At 38.9% G+C, this 21,567-nt stretch carries 16 protein-coding genes; 12 read left to right on the top strand and 4 right to left on the bottom strand.

The window, feature by feature from the left end:
- The first annotated feature begins 16 nt into the window (after nucleotides 1-16).
- Together LV716_RS08130 and arfB are read left to right on the top strand one after the other, a co-directional pair.
- A complete protein-coding gene (locus tag LV716_RS08130) occupies nucleotides 17-1,012 on the top strand; it encodes a sulfate/molybdate ABC transporter ATP-binding protein (protein WP_163417245.1) in 996 nt (331 codons plus the stop codon).
- The gene (gene arfB / locus LV716_RS08125; RefSeq protein ID WP_163417244.1) at nucleotides 990-1,394 is read left to right on the top strand and encodes an alternative ribosome rescue aminoacyl-tRNA hydrolase ArfB; all 405 of its coding nucleotides are present in this window, start codon (nucleotides 990-992) and stop codon (nucleotides 1,392-1,394) included. The genes LV716_RS08130 and arfB overlap by 23 nt, the downstream gene beginning before the upstream one ends.
- Here the strand turns inward: arfB and LV716_RS08120 are convergent.
- The 4 genes from LV716_RS08120 to LV716_RS08105 all read right to left on the bottom strand — a co-directional run bounded on the left by LV716_RS08120 (nucleotide 1,391) and on the right by LV716_RS08105 (nucleotide 5,031).
- The gene (locus LV716_RS08120) at nucleotides 1,391-1,759 is read right to left on the bottom strand and encodes a nuclear transport factor 2 family protein (RefSeq protein WP_163417243.1); all 369 of its coding nucleotides are present in this window, start codon (nucleotides 1,757-1,759) and stop codon (nucleotides 1,391-1,393) included. The genes arfB and LV716_RS08120 overlap by 4 nt on opposite strands.
- Nucleotides 1,760-1,850: 91 nt before the next feature.
- Nucleotides 1,851-2,294, bottom strand: coding sequence for a 3-oxoacyl-ACP synthase (locus LV716_RS08115; RefSeq protein WP_163417242.1), 444 nt, complete (start codon nucleotides 2,292-2,294; stop codon nucleotides 1,851-1,853).
- 20 nt (nucleotides 2,295-2,314) lie between these two features.
- Nucleotides 2,315-3,667, bottom strand: a complete 1,353-nt coding sequence (locus LV716_RS08110) for a PAS domain-containing sensor histidine kinase (RefSeq protein WP_163417241.1) — start codon at nucleotides 3,665-3,667, stop codon at nucleotides 2,315-2,317.
- Entirely contained in the window at nucleotides 3,667-5,031 is a 1,365-nt protein-coding gene (locus LV716_RS08105) for a sigma-54 dependent transcriptional regulator (protein ID WP_163417240.1), read from the bottom strand. Before LV716_RS08105 ends, LV716_RS08110 begins: the two co-directional genes overlap by 1 nt.
- 204 nt (nucleotides 5,032-5,235) lie before the next feature.
- Between LV716_RS08105 and LV716_RS08100 the strand changes: the two genes are divergently transcribed.
- The 10 genes from LV716_RS08100 to LV716_RS08060 all read left to right on the top strand — a co-directional run bounded on the left by LV716_RS08100 (nucleotide 5,236) and on the right by LV716_RS08060 (nucleotide 21,558).
- Nucleotides 5,236-6,579, top strand: coding sequence for a TolC family protein (locus LV716_RS08100; protein WP_163417239.1), 1,344 nt, complete (start codon nucleotides 5,236-5,238; stop codon nucleotides 6,577-6,579).
- Between the two features lie 8 nt (nucleotides 6,580-6,587).
- Nucleotides 6,588-7,838 (top strand): efflux RND transporter periplasmic adaptor subunit, encoded by a 1,251-nt coding sequence (locus LV716_RS08095; RefSeq protein ID WP_163417238.1) that lies wholly within the window; start codon nucleotides 6,588-6,590, stop codon nucleotides 7,836-7,838.
- A gap of 24 nt (nucleotides 7,839-7,862) precedes the next feature.
- Nucleotides 7,863-8,432: a hypothetical protein gene (locus tag LV716_RS08090; RefSeq protein WP_163417237.1), complete on the top strand. Its 570-nt coding sequence runs from the start codon at nucleotides 7,863-7,865 to the stop codon at nucleotides 8,430-8,432.
- A gap of 89 nt (nucleotides 8,433-8,521) precedes the next feature.
- Nucleotides 8,522-9,217, top strand: a complete 696-nt coding sequence (locus LV716_RS08085) for an ABC transporter ATP-binding protein (protein WP_163417236.1) — start codon at nucleotides 8,522-8,524, stop codon at nucleotides 9,215-9,217.
- A gap of 81 nt (nucleotides 9,218-9,298) precedes the next feature.
- Entirely contained in the window at nucleotides 9,299-11,683 is a 2,385-nt protein-coding gene (locus LV716_RS08080) for an ABC transporter permease (protein WP_163417235.1), read from the top strand.
- A 15-nt stretch (nucleotides 11,684-11,698) separates the two neighbouring features.
- On the top strand, nucleotides 11,699-14,134 hold the full coding sequence (locus LV716_RS08075; RefSeq protein WP_163417234.1) for an ABC transporter permease: 2,436 nt from the start codon (nucleotides 11,699-11,701) through the stop codon (nucleotides 14,132-14,134).
- A gap of 56 nt (nucleotides 14,135-14,190) precedes the next feature.
- Nucleotides 14,191-14,532 (top strand): ABC transporter permease, encoded by a 342-nt coding sequence (locus LV716_RS18540; protein ID WP_370637509.1) that lies wholly within the window; start codon nucleotides 14,191-14,193, stop codon nucleotides 14,530-14,532.
- A gap of 50 nt (nucleotides 14,533-14,582) precedes the next feature.
- The gene (locus tag LV716_RS08070; protein ID WP_370637508.1) at nucleotides 14,583-16,622 is read left to right on the top strand and encodes an ABC transporter permease; all 2,040 of its coding nucleotides are present in this window, start codon (nucleotides 14,583-14,585) and stop codon (nucleotides 16,620-16,622) included.
- Nucleotides 16,623-16,674: 52 nt separating this feature from the next.
- Nucleotides 16,675-19,104: an ABC transporter permease gene (locus LV716_RS08065; RefSeq protein WP_163417232.1), complete on the top strand. Its 2,430-nt coding sequence runs from the start codon at nucleotides 16,675-16,677 to the stop codon at nucleotides 19,102-19,104.
- A 54-nt stretch (nucleotides 19,105-19,158) separates the two neighbouring features.
- On the top strand, nucleotides 19,159-21,558 hold the full coding sequence (locus tag LV716_RS08060; protein ID WP_163417231.1) for an ABC transporter permease: 2,400 nt from the start codon (nucleotides 19,159-19,161) through the stop codon (nucleotides 21,556-21,558).
- Nucleotides 21,559-21,567 lie beyond the last annotated feature (9 nt).

Genomic DNA, 21,567 nt, shown 5'->3' with positions numbered 1-21,567 from the left:
TTGTTGTTTTACATCTATGCTTAAAGTTCATATAGATTCCTTCGGCTATCAAGACCAAACTATTTTAGAGGATATTTCTTTTACTGTAGCCAAAGGTGAACATTTGGCATTGATGGGAGAGAGCGGCTCTGGAAAAAGCACCCTTCTCAAAGTTATTTATGGGCTGCTCCATCTAGAAAATGGCACGGTTTTTTGGGGCGAAAACCAAGCTTTAGGCCCAAATTTCAATCTAATTCCTGGAGAATCGTACATGAAATACCTCTCTCAAGATTTTGACCTGATGCCCTTTATATCAGTAGCCGAAAACATTGGGCAACACTTATCCGTTTTTGAGCAAGAGACCCATGAGCAAAGAATTCAAGAATTATTGGAGCTTATTGAGCTTGAAGCTTATGCAGAAACAAAGGTCAAAAATCTAAGCGGCGGACAACAACAACGGGTAGCCTTGGCGCGGGTATTGGCACAAGAACCAGAAGTATTATTGTTAGATGAGCCCTTTGGTCATATCGATAATTTTAAAAGAAACTCGCTTCGCAGAAAACTGTTTCCTTATTTAAAAAAAAAGGGAATAACATTGCTCACCGCTAGCCATGACCCAAATGATGTTTTACCCTATGCAGAACAAACGCTTGTTTTGGAACAAGGAAAAATGGTAGCCCATCAAAAAACGAAAAAGTTATACAAAAGCCCCCCTAATTATTATACCGCTTCTTTATTTGGAGAAGTCAACAGCATCCCTATTAAATTATTGAAAGCCTATGCAGAGATTGATAAATCCGTTCTCATCTATCCCAATGAGCTTCAGGTTTCTGATACCACGGGTTTAAAAGTCAAGGTAACAAACACCTATTTTAAAGGAAGTCATTATCTAAATGAAGCTGAAGCAAATGGCGATACTGTTCTTTACTTCAATACGCAAAAGCGATTAAAGCTCGGCGATACTGTTTTCCTTAATGTATCTTTAGAAACAATCAATAAGCGTCTTCAAGTTGAACAGAGAACAATTACTTAGAGAATTAAACTTTAAAGCTGTTCGTAGCAGTGGTGCTGGTGGTCAACATGTTAACAAGGTTTCTTCTAAAGTAGAGCTGTCTTTTTCATTGGAAAATTCACAAGCTTTTTCTGAACAGGAAAAGAGGCGTATCCTCAAAAAAATGGAATCCCGATTTACCAAAGAAGGAATTCTAATCTTGTACTGTGATGAGGCCCGAAGCCAGCACAAAAACAAACAGCTAATCATCAAACGCTTTTTCAGCTTACTAAAAAAGGCTTTGGAAGTTCCCAAAAAGCGAAAACCAACAAAGCCTTCAAAATCTTCGATTGAAAAACGATTGAAATCCAAGAAGATAGATTCGTTTAAAAAGACCAATCGTCAAAAACCAAGGTTGGATTAACTCATGGAAGGCACCTCATAATGGTAGGAAGCTTTCTTTATAGCTCCATTTTCCACTTGATACATGCAAAGTTCATCCATTTGCATTCTTCCAGTTTCCTTAAATGTGGCATCCATTGACATTGGCACCACAAAGTGATTTCCCGCTACTACTGGGTCACCAACGGTTCCGCCGTGCATCTCTTCAATACCTGCCGCCCATTCACGGTACTGATTTATAATATTCTCCCTGCCGATAGTTATTTCGTTTGGCATTCCGGGCATTTCCACGCTCAAAGCATCTTCAGCATAAAGACCATAGGCTTCGTCGTACTTTCCCTCTCTGCAAAAACTCACTAGTTTGTCCGCAACTTCTTGTGTTGTCATGATGTTTATTTTTGGTTACTGATTTTAAAGATAGGAAACTAACTTGTTCAATATTTTAAGAAATAGTTAAAACTAATTGAATATGAGATGGTTAAGAAATTTCTAAAATCTCTTTTTGCATCCCATTGAACAGAAAGACTTCCTTGGTTTCTTTTCCCAATAAAGCTTTAGAAATTGGCGAACTGGGGGAAACGCAGAAAACAGATATGTCTTTTGTTTTGAATTCTCCTGCCGAAATTGAGATGAAGTACTTTGAAGTACTTGTTTTTACCAAACTCCCCAGAGCAACCTTGTGCGGTACTTTTTCAATAGCAACCTTTTGAAGCAGCCGTTTCATTTGCTCAACTTCAAAAAGTTGCTTGCCCAGTTTCTCCTGTTCCAATTGAACCATTGCCCTACCCGTCTCATGTTTATCACCTGCACTGCTCTTAGTTTCTGAATTTAGCGATTCTTGTAAAGCATCACTTCTCTTTTGTAGGTTTTCCATTTTGCCGTTCACATAGTCCCAACAGAATTGCAAAAGTTTTTCTTTCATTATAGTTGAAAATTAAGGGATTATGCAAAGTTCAATCTAAAAACAGTTTCTTCATAAGGTACAGAACGTACCTTTAAACTGCCCCCATGCAACTGCATTACCTGTCTAGAAAGGCTAAGCCCTATGCCCGTGCCTTCATTCTTAGTAGTGAAAAAGGGCACAAAAATTTCCTCTATAAGATCTGGTGGAATTCCCGGGCCATTGTCCCTTATCTCTATATACTTTCTTCCATCTTTTTCAATACCTGCCTTCATCTGAACTTGTCCATTCTCAACTTCCTTAACTGATTGCAGCGCATTTTTACTGAGATTGATCAATACTTGGGTCAATTGTTTTTTATCAATAAAAAATTCCAGATTTTCTGGATGACAACTTACCGAAAAAACCGTTTGTTCCTCTTCTAATCTAGCAGACATTAAAACATCTATTTTTTCGAGGAATACTTTCCCTTTAACAATGGTTCTGTTCGGTTCTGGAACACTCAACAGACTACGGTAAGACTGAACAAACTCCATAAGGTTGCCACCTTGTTCTTTTATGACTTCCAGCCCTTTTAAGGTGTTCTTGATCTTACTGTCGTCCAAATCCTTTAGAGCTACTATCTCCCCGTTTTTGGTATAGTATTTAATAATGGAGTCTGTAATCGAGGTTATTGGTGTGATCGTATTCATGATTTCGTGCGTAAGCACCCGTATCAATCGTACCCAAGATTCTGTCTCTTTTTCATCCAGCTCTGCATTGATGTCCTGTACCACAACCAACATAAGCGATTCCGCGTTCAAGGTAAGTGGGGTGGATTTAAGCGCTAACTGTATTTGCTCCCTTTCGTTGGTCAGTTGGAAAAGTTTTCGCTCAAAAGGTTGTAGGGCTTTGAAGGTTTCGTATAGATTTTGATCAATTTGTTCAATTTGCTTAATGTGGTTTAAAGGGCTGTGGTTCAACATTTTTTCCAATGTGGGATTAGCGAAGAGAATATGCCCTTTCTCATTTATGGTCATGATTCCAATACTTGCCTGCTTTAGGATTTCTTGGTAATACTTTTCCCTAACCTGCATTTCCAAATGGATTTCCTGAATAATGCTGTTGACCCTATTTAAGCTCTGATTGAGTTCCTTAAAAGATTTTATGGACATTTTTTCTGGAAACCTAAGAGTGAAATCCTCATTTCGAATGGCATCAAAAAAATAGGATATCTTACGATTGGTACTATTGATAAACCGGATAAGGTAATAAACTTGCCCTGAAAGAAAAATAATTGAGAATGCAATTGTAAAGTACCATACCTTAACCAATGAAAAGGCAAAAGCCAATGCGGTCAGTACAATGACCAATACTCTCAAAATGACTTGGTAATAAAAGTTTCTGCTTGCCATTACTTGTTCTTTTTCTTCAATTTGTTGTACAATGTTTGGCGGGAAATGCCCAATTGGTCAGCGGCGGCACTATAATTGCCATCATGCTGCTCCAAAGCTTTGTATATCATCTGCTGTTCCATTTCATCCAGTGTTTCCGGGCCATTTTCAAACGATTGTAGAGGCTTAGAGTGCAAAAGAAAATCTGTTGGCTTTAGCACGTTTCCTTCAGAGAGGATTACCGCACGTTCCATAGTATGTTGAAGTTCTCTTATATTTCCTGGCCAGGCATATTCCATTAACTTTTCCTCTGCTAAATTGTTTATGCGTAACCCGGGCTTATCGTATTTATTGGCATATTTCTTCAAGAAAAAGTCGGCCAATATTAGAACATCGCCTTCTCTTTCACGTAACGGTGGCACCTCAATGTGGATGGTGTTGATTCTATATAGCAAATCCTCTCTAAAAAGACCATCGGAGACCATTTGTTCCAAGTTGCAGTTGGTGGCACAAATCAACCGAATGTCTACATTGATGGACTTGTTAGATCCCACTCGTACTATGGATTTATTTTGAATGGCCGACAGTAACTTGGCCTGCATCTGCAACGAAAGATTCCCCATTTCATCCAAAAACAAAGACCCCTGATGGGCAGCCTCAAACTTGCCGGCACGATCTTCCTTAGCATCGGTGAAAGAGCCTTTCATATGTCCAAAAAGCTCGCTCTCGAACAAGTTCTCTGCAATGGAACCCATGTCGACATTTATGAAAACCTCATCTTTTCTGGAAGACAAACGGTGTACCTCTCGTGCTATCAGTTCCTTCCCTGTACCGTTTTCACCTGTAATTAAAACATTAACATCGGTTTTGGCCACTTTACGCACCAAATTTAGGACCGAGTTGAGTGCTTTGGAATTTCCAATAATCAGATTCTTGTCATCATTTATAAGTTGCTTTAGGTTGCTCTGTTTCTTTTTAAGCTTATGTATCTCTTGTTTGGATTGTCTAAGTTCAAAGGCCGATTTCACGGTGGTCAATAGCCTTTCGTTGTTCCATGGCTTTAAGATAAAGTCGGATGCTCCAAGCTTTAAGGCTCTTACCGCCAAATCAACAGCACCATAGGCCGTCATCATAATTACTGAGGTATTCGGAGATTTCTTTTTAATTTCTCCCAACCAAAACAATCCTTCGTTACCTGTGTTCACACCTGCTGAAAAATTCATGTCCAACAGCACAATGTCTATCTCTTCCATGTTTGGAAAGGAGGATATTTGGTTAGGGTTGAAAAGTGTTTGGACACTTTTATATTCAAACTGAAGCAAAATCTCCAGTGCACTCAATACACTTTTATTATCGTCGATCACTAAAATCTTAGCATCTATCATAAGGCACGCATTTCATATTTAATGCTTAAAACTACGAATTGGTATTGTCAATTTTTAGACACTGTAAAAATATTGGACATTTTTTGTCTAAAAATTTTACACAAATATTTATCAGAGGTAATTAAAATACTTTTATATAATTGATAATCAGTTATTTAATTTTTTGGCACAACAATAGCAAATAGTTTGGCATAGTAATAAATTATGAAATTTAGAATATACCTTACCGCTCTAACCTTCTTCATCTCCTTCATAGGGATTGGCCAAAAGACTTGGACCTTGGATGAATGTGTAGCCTATGCCATAGAACACAACCTTCAGGTCAAAAACAGTGCTTATGATAAGGATTCGGGAAAAGAAACCTATAGACAATCCATACGAAGTTTGTTGCCAAGCGTAACCGCCTTTTCAGATATAACCTACAATACTGGGCTTGGAGATGATCCAACAACAGGTCTTCTTGTAAATCAGGATTTCTATAGCTCCAATTTTAGTTTAAATGCGAATATTGATGTATTTCAAGGGTTTCAAAAATTGAACAACATCAAAGCTTCCAAGTTTATTTATAAAGCAACACAAGAAGATGTATTGCAACAAAAATTTCTTTTGGCGTTTAGGGTAATGACCGCCTATTATGACATCAAATTCAATGAAGGCCTTGTGGCAAACTCCCTTGAGCAGCAAGAAATCTCCCAAGCCAATTATGATTTGGTTAAAAAGCAAGTTGAAATTGGTCTTATGGCCAAAGCGGACATCTACGAAGCTGAATCCAATTTGTTGGCGGATAAACTTTTGGTCACCCAAAATAAAAACCTGCTCAAACTGGCCAAACTGACTTTGCTCCAAGAGATGAACTTAACGGAAGAAAATGACATCGTACTACAAGAAACTCTCGATCCCCAACCCGAAAAAATAAACGGAGAACAATCTGTAGATTCAGTTTATACAATGGCCAGAAATTTTGTGCCTCTTGTCAAAGCTCAAGATTTCAGGGTAAAAGCTGCCAAAAAGCAATTACAGGCCACTAGAGGTGGTCTGTATCCCTCCCTTTCGCTTGTTGCGGGAATGCGTACAAGATTTTCTGAAACTAACCTTGATGAAGATTCAGGAGAACTAATCCCATTTGAAAATCAGTTGAATGACAACCTAGCAAGATTTGTAGGTGCTGAGCTTTCTGTTCCCATTAGCTTGGGATGGGCTAATCACTCTAGGGTAAAACAGCAAAAAATAGCATACCTACAAGCTAAGAACAACCTTGAAATACAAGAGCAAGAGCTATTTCAGATTATTCAGCAGTTAGTGCAGACCAATGAGGCACTAATAGACGAATATGACCAAAGCAATAAAAGGGTTGAAGCTCAAGAGTTAGCTTTTAACATCGCACAAAAAAGATACGAAAAAGGACTTATTAATGCCATTGACCTTTTTCAGGCAAAAAATCTATATGCCGTCACCCAAAATGAAAACCTGCAAGTGGGCTTGCGCTTAAAAGTGAACAAGAGCACTTTGGACTTCTACAATGGCTTACCAATTTTTAATCTTAATTAACCAAAGGAATGGATATTCAATTAGAAAAAAGAAAAGGATTACGACCAAAACATTACGGATACATTGCAATAGGTATCTTGGTCTTATTTACGGGTTGGAAATTGCTCTTCGCAAATTCTGTGTCCACCTTTAGAACTGAAAAAGAACGCCTGTCCATAGCGCAGGTGTCTGAAGGTAAGTTCGATGACTATATCACCATAAATGGTTCTGTAGCTCCAATAGCCACCATATATATGGATGCTTATGAAGGCGGTCGAGTCTCTGAAAAGCTAATAGAGGAAGGAACTATGGTAAAAAAGGGAGACATTATCCTTAAGTTGGAGAATATGGGGCTTTATGAGCAAATATTGGCAAGCGAGAGTAACCTTGCCCTTAAACAGAATGACCTTCGTTCCACAAAATTGACTTTTGATTCCAGACAGGTGGAAGGCAGAAGATCTTTGGCAACTGCAGAAAACGACCTTCAACGCTTTAAAAGAAATTATGAGCAAAATCAAGCATTGTACGAAGACGAGTTGATTTCCAAAGAAGAATTTTTACTTTCCAAAGAGAACTATGAACTATCAAAGAAACAATTTGATATTGTAAAGTTGCAAACAGTACAAGATGATGAGTTACGGGAGACGTCACTCACAGGACTTGATACCGATTTAAATAGGATGCGCAAGACATTGTCCATGGTCTACGAACGTTTGGACCACCTCAATGTAAGGGCTCCTGCGGACGGACAATTAGGTTTCTTGGACGCAGAGGTTGGGCAAAGCATTGCTCAAGGACAGCGTATTGGTCAGGTGAATGTGTTGACAGATTTTAAGATAGAAGCGGAAATAGATGAACATTACATTGATCGTGTAAAAAGAGAGTTATCGGCTTCACTTGAAAGAAACGGAAAAGAATTTGGCCTCAGGTTGCGCAAAGTATATCCAGAAGTAAGGAACGGAAGGTTCAAAGTGGATCTTGTCTTTACTGGTGATAAACCAGCAACAATACGAGCCGGCCAGAGCTATAACATCAAGCTACAGTTAGGTGCATCAAACGATGCACTGTTACTGCCAAAAGGAGGGTTTTTTCAAAGTACGGGAGGACAATGGGTATTCGTTGTTGGAACAAATGGGGATGAAGCTGTAAAGCGAAATATCCGCATTGGCAAACAAAACTCCAGGTACTATGAAGTTTTAGAGGGCCTTGAGCCAGGTGAAAGCGTTATCACAAGCAATTACGACAGTTTTGGTACTGCCGAAAGAATAGTATTAAAGTAAAAAACAATATAAAAATTAATCAAAATGAAACAATTATTAATGATTTACGGATGTGTGCTCGTTGCAAGCACGGCCGTAGCCGAAATTCAGCAAAGCACCAATAGTTTTATGGACACAAAAGTCAATACTATTGCAAAAGATTTAGAAGTATTCCATAAAAAAGTTGCAACAACAGATGATACTTATGAATTGAACCTAAGCGAGATTCAGTTTGTAGAAGAGGATTCAGAGGTTGTTCTTGGTTTCGACACCAAAGATTATCTTCCAGAAGACTTTGATCCATATGAAAGATACTTTGATTTGAGTTCCGTAGCTTATATCGAAGATGAAAATGCACTACAACTGGATTTTGATGCTACTTATCATTTGCCAGAAGGGTTTGATCCATATGCAGAAGAAGTCAGCATCCATTCAATAAATTATGTTGAAGATGAAACTTTGAAATTAGGCTTCGATACCACGGATTACCTTCCTGAAGGATTTTCTCCTTTTGAAGTTTACTTCGATTTAAACTCCATTGAATACATAGAAGACGAAGAAGATATCCAAATAGAGTTCCATGGTCTTTGTCAAACTTTTTCAAGAAGTAAATAAAGCTGAAACAAAATCAAAAAAGTGAGGTCTTTAAACTAGAACAAGACCATTAATAAGTTAATCCAATAAAAATTACTAACACCTAAATAATGATACAAATACAGAATCTGAAAAAAAGCTTTAGAACCGAAGAAGTAGAAACACTTGCGTTAAACAGCGTAAACTTAAACGTAGCTGAAGGGGAATTTGTAGCGATCATGGGGCCGTCTGGTTGCGGAAAATCCACACTTCTGAACATTATCGGAATGCTAGACAATCCAACAGAAGGTAGCTATCAATTTGCCAACCATGAAGTTGGAGGGCTTCGCGAGAGCCAACGCACACAACTTCGAAAAGGAAATCTTGGCTTCGTTTTTCAAAGTTTTAACCTCATAGATGAGCTTACCGTTTTTGAAAATGTGGAGTTGCCTCTTATTTACCTTAAGATGAACAAAGCGGAACGTAAAGAGAAAGTTACAAAGGTGTTGGAGCGGATGAAAATTGCCCATCGCGAAAAGCATTTTCCACAACAGCTCTCCGGAGGGCAACAACAAAGAGTTGCCATAGCTAGAGCTGTAGTTACCAATCCAAAACTGATATTAGCGGATGAGCCTACAGGTAACCTAGATTCCAAAAATGGTATCGAAGTAATGAACCTGCTTACCGAACTGAACCAAGAGGGTACAACAATCGTTATGGTGACCCACTCGGACAGAGATTCGCACTATGCCCATAGGGTCATCAATCTATTTGATGGGCAAATAGTGACCGAAAGCCAAAATAAACCCATGAATGCCATGGCTTAAACGAAACCGAGGAGTTTATTCATCAATCTAACCCGCCCCGAGCTGGTAACAAAGTAAGGGGCCAATCAAAAAACAATCATAATGCTTAGGAACTACATAAGAATTGCCTGGAGAAATCTTTTAAAAAGAAAAGTGTTCACTGCCATCAATATTTTAGGACTTGCCATTGGGTTTGGTAGCAGTATCTTAATCTATCTGTTCCTAAGCTATCATTTATCTTTTGATAAATTCCACGCCAACTCCGACCGTATCTATAAAATGGTTACCGAGGAGCGAACAGACGATATTGAATATGATGCCAGCGTACCTCCGGCGTTTGCAAAAACGTTTCGCGAAGAATATGACTATGCGGAAAAGGTTGCTAAAATCGTCACTCGATTTGGTTTTCTTTTAAATGTGGAAGAAAACGGGCAAACGGAAAAGTTCAAAGAGGATGTCTACTTTGTGGAAGAGGACTTTTTTAGGATTTTCAACTTCCCTTTGCTTGATGGAAGCAATAACATATCGCTATCCGCTCCCAATACCGCTGTAATTACTGAAGGAATGGCCCTAAAAATGTATGGTAGTGTAGATGTCATTGGCAAAACCTTTGTTCTGGAAAACGACAAGACCGTTGAAATAACCGGTGTGCTGAAAAATCTTCCCAAAACTACATTTTTGGAAAATGGGGTATTTATTTCATTTGAAAACTTAATAGATTTTTTCGAGTTTGCCGCAGAAGAAAGTTGGGGAGGTATCACCAGCAATTTGGAGTGCTATGCCCTCCTAAAACCAAACCAAAATATAGATGCTATTGAGACCGCTTTGCTAGAGTTGCCCAAAAAACACCGGCCAAAAAGCAAAAACAAGCATACATACAAACTACAATCCCTTTCAGATGTGCATTTTGATCCCCTTTATGGGGGCTTAGACCCTGTATTGCTTTGGGTGTTCGCCGTAATCGGGCTATTCTTGATTACGATTGCTTGTATCAATTTCATTAATATCTCTACAGCTCAAGCTTTTTACCGCTCTAAAGAAATTGGCGTGCGAAAGGTATTGGGTAGTTTTAAACAACATCTGTTTTGGCAGTTTTTGTCAGAGACATTTGTTATTAGTCTATTTGCCATATTGCTAGGTATTGGTCTGGCTTTAATCTTTCTTCCTTCGCTCAATTCCCTTTTTGAATTGGAATTGTCTTGGAAAGCTTTGCTAGATTACAAATTCATAGGTTTTATGCTGATTGTATTGGTTATCGTAGCTTTCCTTTCCGGAAGCTATCCAGGAATATTAATGTCCCGCATTGTTCCTGTACTAGCGCTCAAAGGAAAACTAAGCCATAATGATACGGGTGGAGCAAACACAAGAAAAGTTCTCGTCGTTGCGCAATTTGCCATATCCATTACCCTAATAGCTGCAACGTTGATTATCTCCAGACAAATCGATTATGCCGTAAACACCGATTTAGGATTTGATAAGGAATCAATTGTAATGGTAGAAATTCCAACCGAAGTAGAAAACATAAAACTTAATAGCTTAAAGGAACGCTTGGCTCAAGTTCCTGGGGTAGAAAGTGTATCCGCATGCTTGGGCAGCCCAGGTGCGGCAGATAACAATTGGGGTACCAGTGTTACCTACAACAATAGGCCAGAAAGTGAGGAATTCGGTATTCAAGTAAAGATGGCTGATGAGAACTATTTAAAAACATTTGATATTCCCCTGGTTACGGGAAGAAATTTCTTTAAGTCCGATACGATAACGGAAGTATTGGTCAATGAAAAATTTGGCGAGAAACTGGGACTGGCCTCACCAGAAGAATTGTTGGGCAAGAGATTAGAAGCTAATGGTGGAGACGTTAGTGGCACCATTGTAGGTGTAGTCAAAAACTTTCATCATGCCAGCTTCAATGACAAAATAGAGCCTGTTTTTATTGGTCCCCGAACAGACTACTACGGAGAAATCGCCTTAAAAATCAACCTTAAAAATACGCAAGCTACACTAGCACAAGTGGAAGAACATTGGTCCGATACCTTTTCAGGATACATTTATGAATATCGCTTTTTGGATGAACGGGTTGCAGAGCAATACGAAAGTGAACAACGCTACCTTTCACTCTCAAAAGTTTTTTCAGCGTTGGCCATTCTAATCGGATGCCTTGGGTTGTATGGGCTTATCCTCTTCTTTGTTGGGTTGCGAACCAAAGAAATTGGGATACGGAAAGTTTTGGGCAGCAATGTGGCCAACATCCTTGCTCTGTTTACGGCAGATTTCTTTAAGCTCATTCTCATTGCGGGCATCCTGGCTACGCCCATCGCTTGGTATCTGATGGAACAATGGCTTCAAGGGTATACCTATAGAACAGAAATCCACTGGTGGTATTTTGCAATAGCAATTGTAGCCATCATGATTGTTACTCTAATTACTATCAGCTACCAGACACTCAAAGTTGCAGTGACCAGCCCTGTAAAAAGTTTAAGGACAGAATAATAAAACCAATCCATCATGCTAAAGAACTATATAAAAATCGCTTGGAGAAGCCTCTTAAAAAACAAGGGGTTTACTTTCATCAATATTGTTGGACTAAGTAGTGGCGTAGCGGCTTGTATTTTGATTACGGTATATATCATCCATGAAAGTAGTTACGATAGCTCCGTAGCCAATGCTGATAATATCTATCGCATGATAAATAGGGATACAAGGGATGGTAAGATCAATGATGGTGTTCATTTTTCGGCCAATACCGGGTCTACCGTACAGAACGATTTTGCAGAGGTCATCAATTCGGGCAGGTTAAATGATAATGATCTTTTCTATGGAGCAGGAAGCAATGAAATCCGTATTCAAGGAAGAGCTTCTCAGCACCATGAAGAAGGTTTCACATACGCTGACCAGGCTATCATCGATATTATGGATATTGGAATGGTACATGGAGAAGCTTCATCTGCTCTGACAGAACCCAATACAATCGTTATTTCTGAAACCATGGCAAAAAAATACTTTGGCGACCAGAACCCAATAGGTACCTCCATCTATTTAAATGGAAATGATGATCAGCCCTTCAGGATAAATGGTGTAATGGAAGATTTTGCCAGTAACTCACATATGGATTATGATTTTTTATTGACATTGACTGGAGTAGAATTTGGCGAAGGAGAACAGACTCGATGGGTGCAAAGTAACTATTACACGTATTTACAGCTAAAATCAGGAACCGACGTCGTGGCATTTCAAGAAAAGATGTCCAATAGGCTTATCAACGATTATATAACACCTGCTCTTAAAGCTGAAGGGTTTGTTATTCCTGAAAATGCTGATGATCTTTTTAGTATGCGTTTGCAACCAATGACCGATATCAACCTGCATTCGGGTACAATCGACTTTGAGACCAGCAAGCGAAACGACATTAAGATTGTCTGGATTTTTGGTATCGTAGCCTTGTTCATTTTGGTTATTGCCAGTATCAACTTTGTAAATCTATCCACCGCTAAATCAGCAAACAGGGCCAAAGAAGTGGGAATCAAAAAAGTAGTTGGTTCTTCTAAAAGGGCTCTTGTTCAGCAGTTTTTGACAGAGTCGGTTTTAATCACTGTCCTTGCCTTTGGGGTTGGAGTACTTTTGGCTTTTCTTATAATGCCTTTTTTTAGGGAGCTTTCGGGCAAAGCAATCCAAATTCCATGGACAAACCCGTTATTCCTTCCCATATTGATTGTTTCGGCATTATTAATAGGTGTATTTGCTGGCTTGTACCCTGCTTTTTATTTGTCAAAGTTTAAACCCAGCGCCGTATTAAAAGGAAAACTGGCCATAGGCAGTAAATCAAGTAGTTTACGAAGTGGTTTGGTCATTTTTCAATTTGCAATTTCCATAATCCTAATTATTGGGACCTTAACGGTAAACCAACAAATGAACTTCATTCTAAACTCAAAAATAGGTTTTGAAAAAGAGCAGGTATTACAGCTATACGGCACCAATATGTTAGGTGACAAACTAACTACTTTCAAGGACGAGTTAAAAAGTCTAAATGGTATCAGTAATGTAAGCGTGAGTGATTTTTTGCCTCTTGAAGGAACAAAACGAAATGGAAACGGTTTTGTTAAAGAGGGCCGTGACAACTTGGATGAAACCGTATTTGGACAGGCTTGGGTAATTGACGAAGATTACCTGAACACTTTAGGGATGCAATTAGTCGCAGGAAGAAACTTTTCTGAAGATAGGAGCACTGATCAAGAAGCGACCATTATCAATCAGAAAATGGTCCAAAAACTCAATCTGACAGACCCAATAGGTAAAAAGATTTCTAGATATGGTGAAATCTATGAGGTTATAGGTGTAGTCGAAGATTTCAATTTTAATTCCATGACACAAGAAGTTGAACCATTATGTTTTTTCTTGGGAACGAGTTCAACCATCACTTCTGTAAAGGCCAATACGGACAATATAGGGCCGTTATTGGAATCCATAAAAACCAAATGGTCCAAGTTTATGCCAAATATGGAATTGCGCTATGCTTTTATGGATAATTCATTCGCAAAGATGTACAACAATGTAAGTCGCATTAAAAGCATTTTCATCTCATTTGCGATACTGGCGATTTTTGTGGCTTGTTTAGGGTTATTTGCACTTTCCGCATTTATGGTGGAACAACGTAAAAAGGAAATCAGTATCCGTAGGGTGCTCGGGGCTTCTTTTAGAAATATTTACAAACTTCTTACGGTTAATTTTTTAAGCTTGATAGGTGTTGCGGTTTTAATTGCAGTCCCCATAGCATGGTACATCATGTCTCGTTGGTTAGAAGATTTTGCTTATCGTATTGAAGTAACATGGCAACTTTTTGCACTCAGCGCTTTAATAGCGATAATCATAGCAATATGTACCATAAGCTATCAATCTATCAGTGCTGCACTGGCTCAACCCTCAAAAAGTTTAAGAGCTGAATAAACTTATTAATAAGATAAGATACCGAAATAAATTCGGTATATAAAAACGAAAAGATCATGTTCAAAAATCATATAAAAATAGCATGGAGAAGCCTTAAAAAGCAACCCTTTTTTTCATTTCTGAATGTTTTTGGTCTTGCTATAGGAATTTCAAGCGGGCTGCTTATTTCATTATATATCCACGATGAGCTAAGCTTTGATAAAATGTTTGCAGATACTGAACGTATACATCGTGTTGATTTAGATGTAAAGTTTGGAGGTACGGAGAGTAAAATGGCCGTGGCATCAGCGCCAATGGCAGATGCCTTGGTTACGGATTTCCCTCAAGTTGAACTGGCAACTAGGTTTAGTAGTGGGGGAATGCACTTATCAGAGAAAAAGATGAGAATCAAAATGTAAAGGAACCCTATGTAACCTTTGTAGATGCTTCTTTCTTTGAAATGTTTGGTTTGAAACTACTACTTGGTGATGAAGCTACTGCTCTAACCGAGCCAAACACGTTGATTTTAACAAAAACCGCTGCAGAGAAGCATTTTGGTGTTAACGAAGCCTTGGGACAGACCATGATTTTGAACAATGTTGAAACGTATACGGTTACCGGAGTTATTGAGGATATGCCCAAAAATTCTTTTTTAAGGGATTACAGTGTGTTCATGGCTATGGCAGGATATGAAGATGCTCTAAGCCCAGAATGGACCAGTAACAACTACCCGACTTTCTTTAAGTTGGCTCCCGGAGCAGATGTAAAAAATTTCCAACATCAGCTACAATCACTGTTCGGCACCTATGTTATTCCTTATGCGCAACGATTTTTCCCGGGCATCTCTGAAGAGCAGTTCAAAGCAGCGGGAAACCATTTCTATATATCCTCCACTCCCCTAACAAGGATTCACTTACATTCTAATTTAGAATCGGAAATGAGTGCCAATAGCAGTATTCAAAATATTTATATACTGTCTTTTATTGGGCTCTTTTTGATTGTTCTGGCAAGTGTAAACTTTATGAACTTGTCCACGGCCTACTCCCTTAAAAGAAGTAAGGAAGTTGGTGTTAGAAAAACATTGGGCTCTACAAAAATAACCCTACTATGGCAATTTTTAATGGAATCTGGCCTTATCACTTTTATTTCGCTGGTAGCTGCTCTTATCTTGGCAGTTGCTTTACTTCCATTATTTAATGGTTTGGCCGGGAAAGAGATATCCATTCCGTTTACAAATCCTATGTTTTGGATAGTTCTGGTGGTTATGACTTTACTTCTCGGATTGTTCTCTGGAGCATATCCTGCTTTTTTTATGTCCAGATTCATTCCTGCAGTAGTGCTCAAGGGTTCTGGGGAAAAAAGTGTTGGTGGTGGGAAGATTAGAAATGTCCTGGTAGTATTTCAATTTGCTATATCGGTTTTTTTAATCGTGAGCACCATCGTGGTTTACCAACAATTGAATTTTATCCAGAAAAAAGATCTTGGTTTTTCCAAAAGTCAAGTATTGGTCATTGAAGATGTTTTCGCTGCTGGAGATAAAGCCCGCACGTTCAAAGAGGAAGTGGGCCGCATAGGTCAAGTAGAGAGCGTCACTTTGACCGGTTTCCTTCCCACACCTTCGTATAGAACCAATACCACCTTTTTTAAAGAAGGTTCAACGCACCAGGAAAATACCATAAATATGCAGACATGGAGGATAGATCATGATTATCTATCTACATTGGATATGGAGCTTATTTCTGGGCGGAATTTTGACCGTCAATTTGTATCCGATTCTACTGCCATGCTTTTAAACGAATCTGCTGTAGCCATTCTGGGAATTACTCCAGAAGAAGTTCTTGGCATGCGATTATCAAGGGATCTAGGCGAACAAGATGCTGAATTTTTCAAGGTGGTCGGGGTTGTGAAGGATTTTCATTTTGAGTCTTTGAAAAAAGGCATTGGCGCATTGAGCATGACATTGGGAAATTCTACAGGAGCTTTAGCAGTTAAACTTGAATCTGAGGATTTTTCCAGTTCTATAGCAGCTATAGAAAACATATGGAGAAAGGTCGCCCCGGGGCAACCCTTTAATTACCGTTTTATGGATGATGCATTTAATAGCACCTATGAGGCAGAACAGAAGTTGGGGAAAATTTTCATGGTGTTTACGATTCTTTCAATTTTAATAGCATGTTTGGGCCTTTTTGGCTTAGCGGCTTTCAATGCAGAAAAACGAACCAAAGAAATAGGGGTTAGAAAGGTATTGGGTGCTAGTGTAAGTCAGATTACTTACAGACTTACCATCGATTTTCTCAAACTTGTCGGCATTGCAATATTGATTTCTTTGCCTTTAGGTTGGTACGCTATGAATACATGGCTAGAGGATTTTTCATATAGAATCAATATAGGGATAGAGATTTTAGTCTTGGCTGCGTTATTGGCCGTTACGGTAGCCATAATAACCGTAAGCTATCAAAGTATAAAAGCTGCGATTGTAAATCCGGTCAAGAGCCTAAAAACAGAATAAATTTAGTAATGGGATACCGAAATAAATTCGGTATAAGAAAAATAAAATAGTCATGTTCAAAAATTATATAAAAATTGCATGGAGAAACTTATTAAAAAATAAGCAGCAGACCATTATCAACCTTTTAGGTCTTACGGTTGGAACCGTTAGCTGTCTTGGTATACTCTTATATGTTTTTGCTCAATTTGGATATGATGAGCATCATGAGGATGCTGCCGCTATTTTTAGGGTAGAAACAATCATTGAAAGGGACGGTAAAGAAAGTTTTGATACCGCAGCGGCTTCTCCACCCATAGCTTTTGCATTGAAAGAGGATTTTCCCGAAGTTCAGGAAGCTACAAGGGTCGTATTGACGGATTTATTTTATAGCAACTTAATTGGAGCTGCAGAAAGTGAAGACGCCTATTATGAACCCAGGGTCTATCTTGCCGACTCTACCTTTTTTAAAGTGTTTGCCTATAAGTTTCTTGAAGGAAACCCAGAGACCGCTTTGAATGAACCCAATGCATTGGTACTCTCTTCCTATTTGGCAAATAAAATGTTCGGCAAGCAGAAAGCCCTAGGCAAAGCAGTCACTTGGGGAAGTGGGGAAGATTCACAAACATTGACCGTTAAAGGGGTTTTTGACGAATCGCATGCCAAATCGCATTTGAACCCGAACTATATCGTTAGCATGAGTACCCCTGGTTTGGGTCAGTTTGTCAGAAACTTTGAAAGTTTTGCAACCAACAATTTTGTCTATTCTTATGTAAAACTAGTTGCCAGCGGGAATGCAAACAGTATTCAACGCAAACTTCCCAATTTCATTAAAGACAGAGGTGCAAAAGACCTTTCCAATGCAGGAATGACCAACAAGCAGCTACTTCTAAAAAACGTGCGCGATATCCATCTGTATTCCGCAGGTCGTGAAAATCAAATTCATGAGGTCTCCAACATTAAATACTTGTACTTTTTGTTGACATTGGCATTTTTTATCCAGTTGGTGGCCTGTATCAATTTTATCAACCTAAGCACGGCTAGGGCAAGTAAAAGGGCAAAGGAAATTGGGGTCCGCAAAGTGGTAGGTGCCGGAAAAAACAGTTTGATAGGGCAGTTTATGGGAGAATCCCTTTTGCTTTCATTGTTCGCGATGCTCATCAGCATTCCAATAACCATTTTATTGCTACCCTTACTGAATGATTTAGCCCAAGCCAATCTTGTGATTTCCGATCTGTTAAATTGGAAAATATTGGCCTTATTGGCTGTACTCGGAGTTTTCACAGGACTCGTTGCGGGTATATATCCGGCTATAGTGCTTTCTTCAATTAAACCGGTAAAAGCCCTTAAAAGCGTAACAATATTGCAATCCGGAAGTGGAACGTTCAGAAAAGCACTTGTGGTCTTTCAATTTATAGTTTCCATCAGTCTTGTGGCTACCGTAATTATTGTGACCCAACAGTTCAGATTTGCACAGACCAAAGACCTTGGTTTCAAAAAGGACAATCTCATCGCACTGCGTATCGGCACAGATGCTGCATCGAGCAAATTCGAGTCCTTGAAATCCGCATTTTTGAACGTTCCGGGCATATCGAACGTCTCTAGCGGAAACTATGCCCCTTCGGAAGTAGTGCTATCCGACAATGGGCTTTATCTACCTGGCGGGAATCGTGAAAATAATACCATTGTAAAACGTAACGGCGTTAGTGATGGTTATTTCAAAACAATGAACATTCCACTACTCAAAGGAAGGGACTTTACCGTTGCTGACACTACGGACCAGATTATCGTGAATCAGGCTACGTTGAAAGCGTTCAACATCAAAGAGGAAAATGCCTTGAACTCTTTATTGGTTCAAAGCTTTGGAGATGAAACATTCGAAATGCGAATTATTGGGGTAGTGGCAGATTACCATTTTGCTTCAATAAAGCAGAAAATTGCACCACTGTTCCTGTATAAGGAAGAATCCCCAAATTGGTTGTTCCTCAAAACCCAAACCACCGACTATGGGCAATTGCTTGCAAATGCTGAGCTACAGTGGAAAAGTATTGTGAAGAACGTACCTTTCGATTATGTATTTGTTGACAAAGAGGTCGAAAGACTTTATGATGAAGAAAAGCGTTTAGGTCAAATATCAATGGTCTTCACGACCTTGGCCATACTCATAAGCTGTTTGGGGCTTTTTGGTCTTGTATCTTATGTGGCAGAACAAAAGAAAAAAGAAATTGGCATACGAAAAGTACTCGGGGCCAGTGTGAACTCCGTAGTACAATTATTGACAAAGGACTTTATCAAACTGGTGGGTATTGCCTTTTTAATAGCTTCGCCAATAGCATACTATTTTATGCAAAGATGGTTGGAGGATTTTTCGTATCGTATCGACATACAATGGTGGGTATTCTTGCTTGCCGGAGGTTTTGCACTTATAATAACTTTTATGACCGTTGGGTTCCAATCCTTGAAGTCTGCCGTTGCAAACCCTGTAAAGAGCCTGAGAACAGAATAAAAAAATCAATCAATCTGCTGCTAAAATCGATTCAGCACCAAAAAACGAAAAATCATGTTCAAGAACTATCTAAAAATCGCTTGGCGAAATCTAACAAAAAATAAAGGTTACACCATCATCAATGTAGGTGGTTTGGCATTGGGTATGGCCGTAACGCTTATAATTGGCCTTTGGATAAATGATGAACTAACGCACAATAAATATTTTAAGAACAAGCATAAAATTGGTCAAATATTTCAATCACAGACCTTTAACAATAATACGGGTACTGGACCTGCCATCCCGCTTCCTTTAGAGCCAACTTTACGAGAAAAATACAACGACAACTTTGACCTTTTGGTCATGTCTTCATGGACCAATCAACAGTATTTAGAATACAAAGAAACCAATATTGCCCGGTTTGGAAATTTTATGCAAGTCGATGCTCCCGAATTATTAGAGATTAAAATCGTGAAAGGGGAAAAAGATGGCCTTAGGGAAGTAAATGCGATTATGTTGAACGAATCTACAGCAAACGCACTCTTTGGTTCGGAAAATCCTATTGGCAAAGTCATTAAAGTAAACAGTGAACATGACATGATGGTTACCGCAGTCTATGAAGATATGCCATACAACAGTTCGTTTAACGAACTACAATTTATGATGCCATGGAAACACTATGTAACAACAAACGAATGGATACAAAATTCCTTGGATAATTGGGGTAACAATTCTTTTCAGCTATTTGTTAAAATTGCGGACAACACTACCATGGAACGAGTAACCAACACTATTATAGATGTAAAGAAAAATTCAAGTGAAGATAATGCGGAGTTCAATCCGAAAATTTTCTTGCTCCCTATGGAAGACTGGTATCTTCGAAATAACTTTGAGAATGGCAAACAAGTTGGTGGACGCATAAAATATGTTTGGCTTTTTGGAATTATTGGAATCTTCGTACTCCTTTTGGCCTGTATCAATTTTATGAACCTTAGTACCGCTAGATCAGAAAAACGGGCCAAAGAAGTTGGTATTAGAAAATCCATAGGATCGCAAAGGGGTCAATTAATCAATCAGTTTTTAAGTGAGTCCTTTTTGGTGGTTGTTTTCGCTTTTTTCATTTCGGTTTTAATTGTGTTGATGTCTCTCAACGGGTTTAATGAACTTTCCAGAAAGGAAATTGAGTTTCCTTGGGGAAATCTTTCATTTTGGATGATTTCTTTTGTCTTTATATTGTTTACCGCCTTATTGGCCGGTAGTTATCCCGCTTTGTATCTTTCTTCATTCAGACCTGTAGATGTATTAAAAGGAACTTTTAAAGCAGGGAAATATTCCGGTTTACCAAGAAAAATTCTAGTTGTCCTTCAATTTACCGTTTCGGTGGCCTTCATCATTGGAACGGTTATTGTAATGCAGCAAATTAACCATGCGAAAAATAGGCCCATTGGTTATGATAAAGAAGGTTTAATTCAGGTGCCAACATTCAGTGAAGATTTTACTGGAAAGTATGATCTTATGCGAGAGCAGTTCCTCGCTTCGGGAGCTATTGTTGAAATGTCTTCGTCCAGTAGCCCAACAACAAGAATATGGTCCAATAGGAGTGGTTTTGATTGGGAAGGAAAACCGGAAGGTTTCCAAGAAGATCTCGCTTGGACCGAAGTATCCCCAGAATATGCAAAATCATTAAATTTAAAAATAGTACAAGGCCGCGACTTTGATAGAAACATGGCAACCGATTCCCTAGCGGTACTCATCAATGAAACCGCCGTCAAATACATGGGTTTTGAAAATCCTATCGGGCAACTGATACGGGACAGTGATGAAGAGGACCCTGACCCGCCATTGAAGATAATCGGCGTGGTAGAGGATATGATAGCTCAATCACCTTACGAACCTGTTAAACAAGGCATGTACGTATATGATCGGGAAGATGAGTCAAGTTATTACAATATGCGTTTAAACCCAAATCAAAGCGCCAACCAAAATATCGCCATCATTGAACGTGTATTTAAGGATAATTTTCCTTCAATTCCTTTTCAATTCGATTTTATTGATGAGGAATACAACGAGAAATTTGCTGCAGAGCAGCGCGTTGGAACTTTATCGGGAATCTTTACTGCACTCGCTATTTTGATAAGCTGTCTTGGTCTATTTGGGCTAACTTCTTTTGTGGCAGAACAGCGCACTAAAGAAATAGGTGTCCGTAAAGTATTGGGAGCATCTGTATTCAATGTTTGGAACATGCTGTCCAAAGACTTTTTAAAATTGGTTATAATCTCATGTTTTATTGCTGTACCCATAGCTTATTACGTAATGAACGGGTGGTTGCAAGAGTATCCCTATCGGGTCATTTTAAAATGGTGGATTTTTGCGTTGGCTATGTTAGGAGCTATGGGAGTTACAGTTTTGACCGTAAGCTTTCAAGCGATAAAGGCCGCAAAATCCAACCCGATAAAGAGTTTGAGAACGGAGTAAAAAATTCAT

It is taken from the genome of Flagellimonas sp. HMM57 (assembly GCF_021390175.1).
Taxonomy (GTDB): domain Bacteria; phylum Bacteroidota; class Bacteroidia; order Flavobacteriales; family Flavobacteriaceae; genus Flagellimonas.
This window is presented reverse-complemented; position numbering and strand designations above follow the sequence as displayed.

Bases quoted from the DNA above. Each gene is read 5' to 3' on its own strand.
- LV716_RS08110 (WP_163417241.1), bottom strand. From the start codon at position 3,667: ATGGCAAGCAGAAACTTTTATTACCAAGTCATTTTGAGAGTATTGGTC.
- LV716_RS08115 (WP_163417242.1), bottom strand. From the start codon at position 2,294: ATGAAAGAAAAACTTTTGCAATTCTGTTGGGACTATGTGAACGGCAAA.
- LV716_RS08065 (WP_163417232.1), top strand. From the start codon at position 16,675: ATGTTCAAAAATTATATAAAAATTGCATGGAGAAACTTATTAAAAAAT.
- LV716_RS08085 (WP_163417236.1), top strand. From the start codon at position 8,522: ATGATACAAATACAGAATCTGAAAAAAAGCTTTAGAACCGAAGAAGTA.
- LV716_RS08130 (WP_163417245.1), top strand. From the start codon at position 17: ATGCTTAAAGTTCATATAGATTCCTTCGGCTATCAAGACCAAACTATT.
- LV716_RS08060 (WP_163417231.1), top strand. From the start codon at position 19,159: ATGTTCAAGAACTATCTAAAAATCGCTTGGCGAAATCTAACAAAAAAT.
- LV716_RS08100 (WP_163417239.1), top strand. From the start codon at position 5,236: ATGAAATTTAGAATATACCTTACCGCTCTAACCTTCTTCATCTCCTTC.
- LV716_RS18540 (WP_370637509.1), top strand. From the start codon at position 14,191: ATGTTCAAAAATCATATAAAAATAGCATGGAGAAGCCTTAAAAAGCAA.
- LV716_RS08090 (WP_163417237.1), top strand. From the start codon at position 7,863: ATGAAACAATTATTAATGATTTACGGATGTGTGCTCGTTGCAAGCACG.
- LV716_RS08080 (WP_163417235.1), top strand. From the start codon at position 9,299: ATGCTTAGGAACTACATAAGAATTGCCTGGAGAAATCTTTTAAAAAGA.
- LV716_RS08120 (WP_163417243.1), bottom strand. From the start codon at position 1,759: ATGACAACACAAGAAGTTGCGGACAAACTAGTGAGTTTTTGCAGAGAG.
- LV716_RS08095 (WP_163417238.1), top strand. From the start codon at position 6,588: ATGGATATTCAATTAGAAAAAAGAAAAGGATTACGACCAAAACATTAC.
- LV716_RS08075 (WP_163417234.1), top strand. From the start codon at position 11,699: ATGCTAAAGAACTATATAAAAATCGCTTGGAGAAGCCTCTTAAAAAAC.
- LV716_RS08105 (WP_163417240.1), bottom strand. From the start codon at position 5,031: ATGATAGATGCTAAGATTTTAGTGATCGACGATAATAAAAGTGTATTG.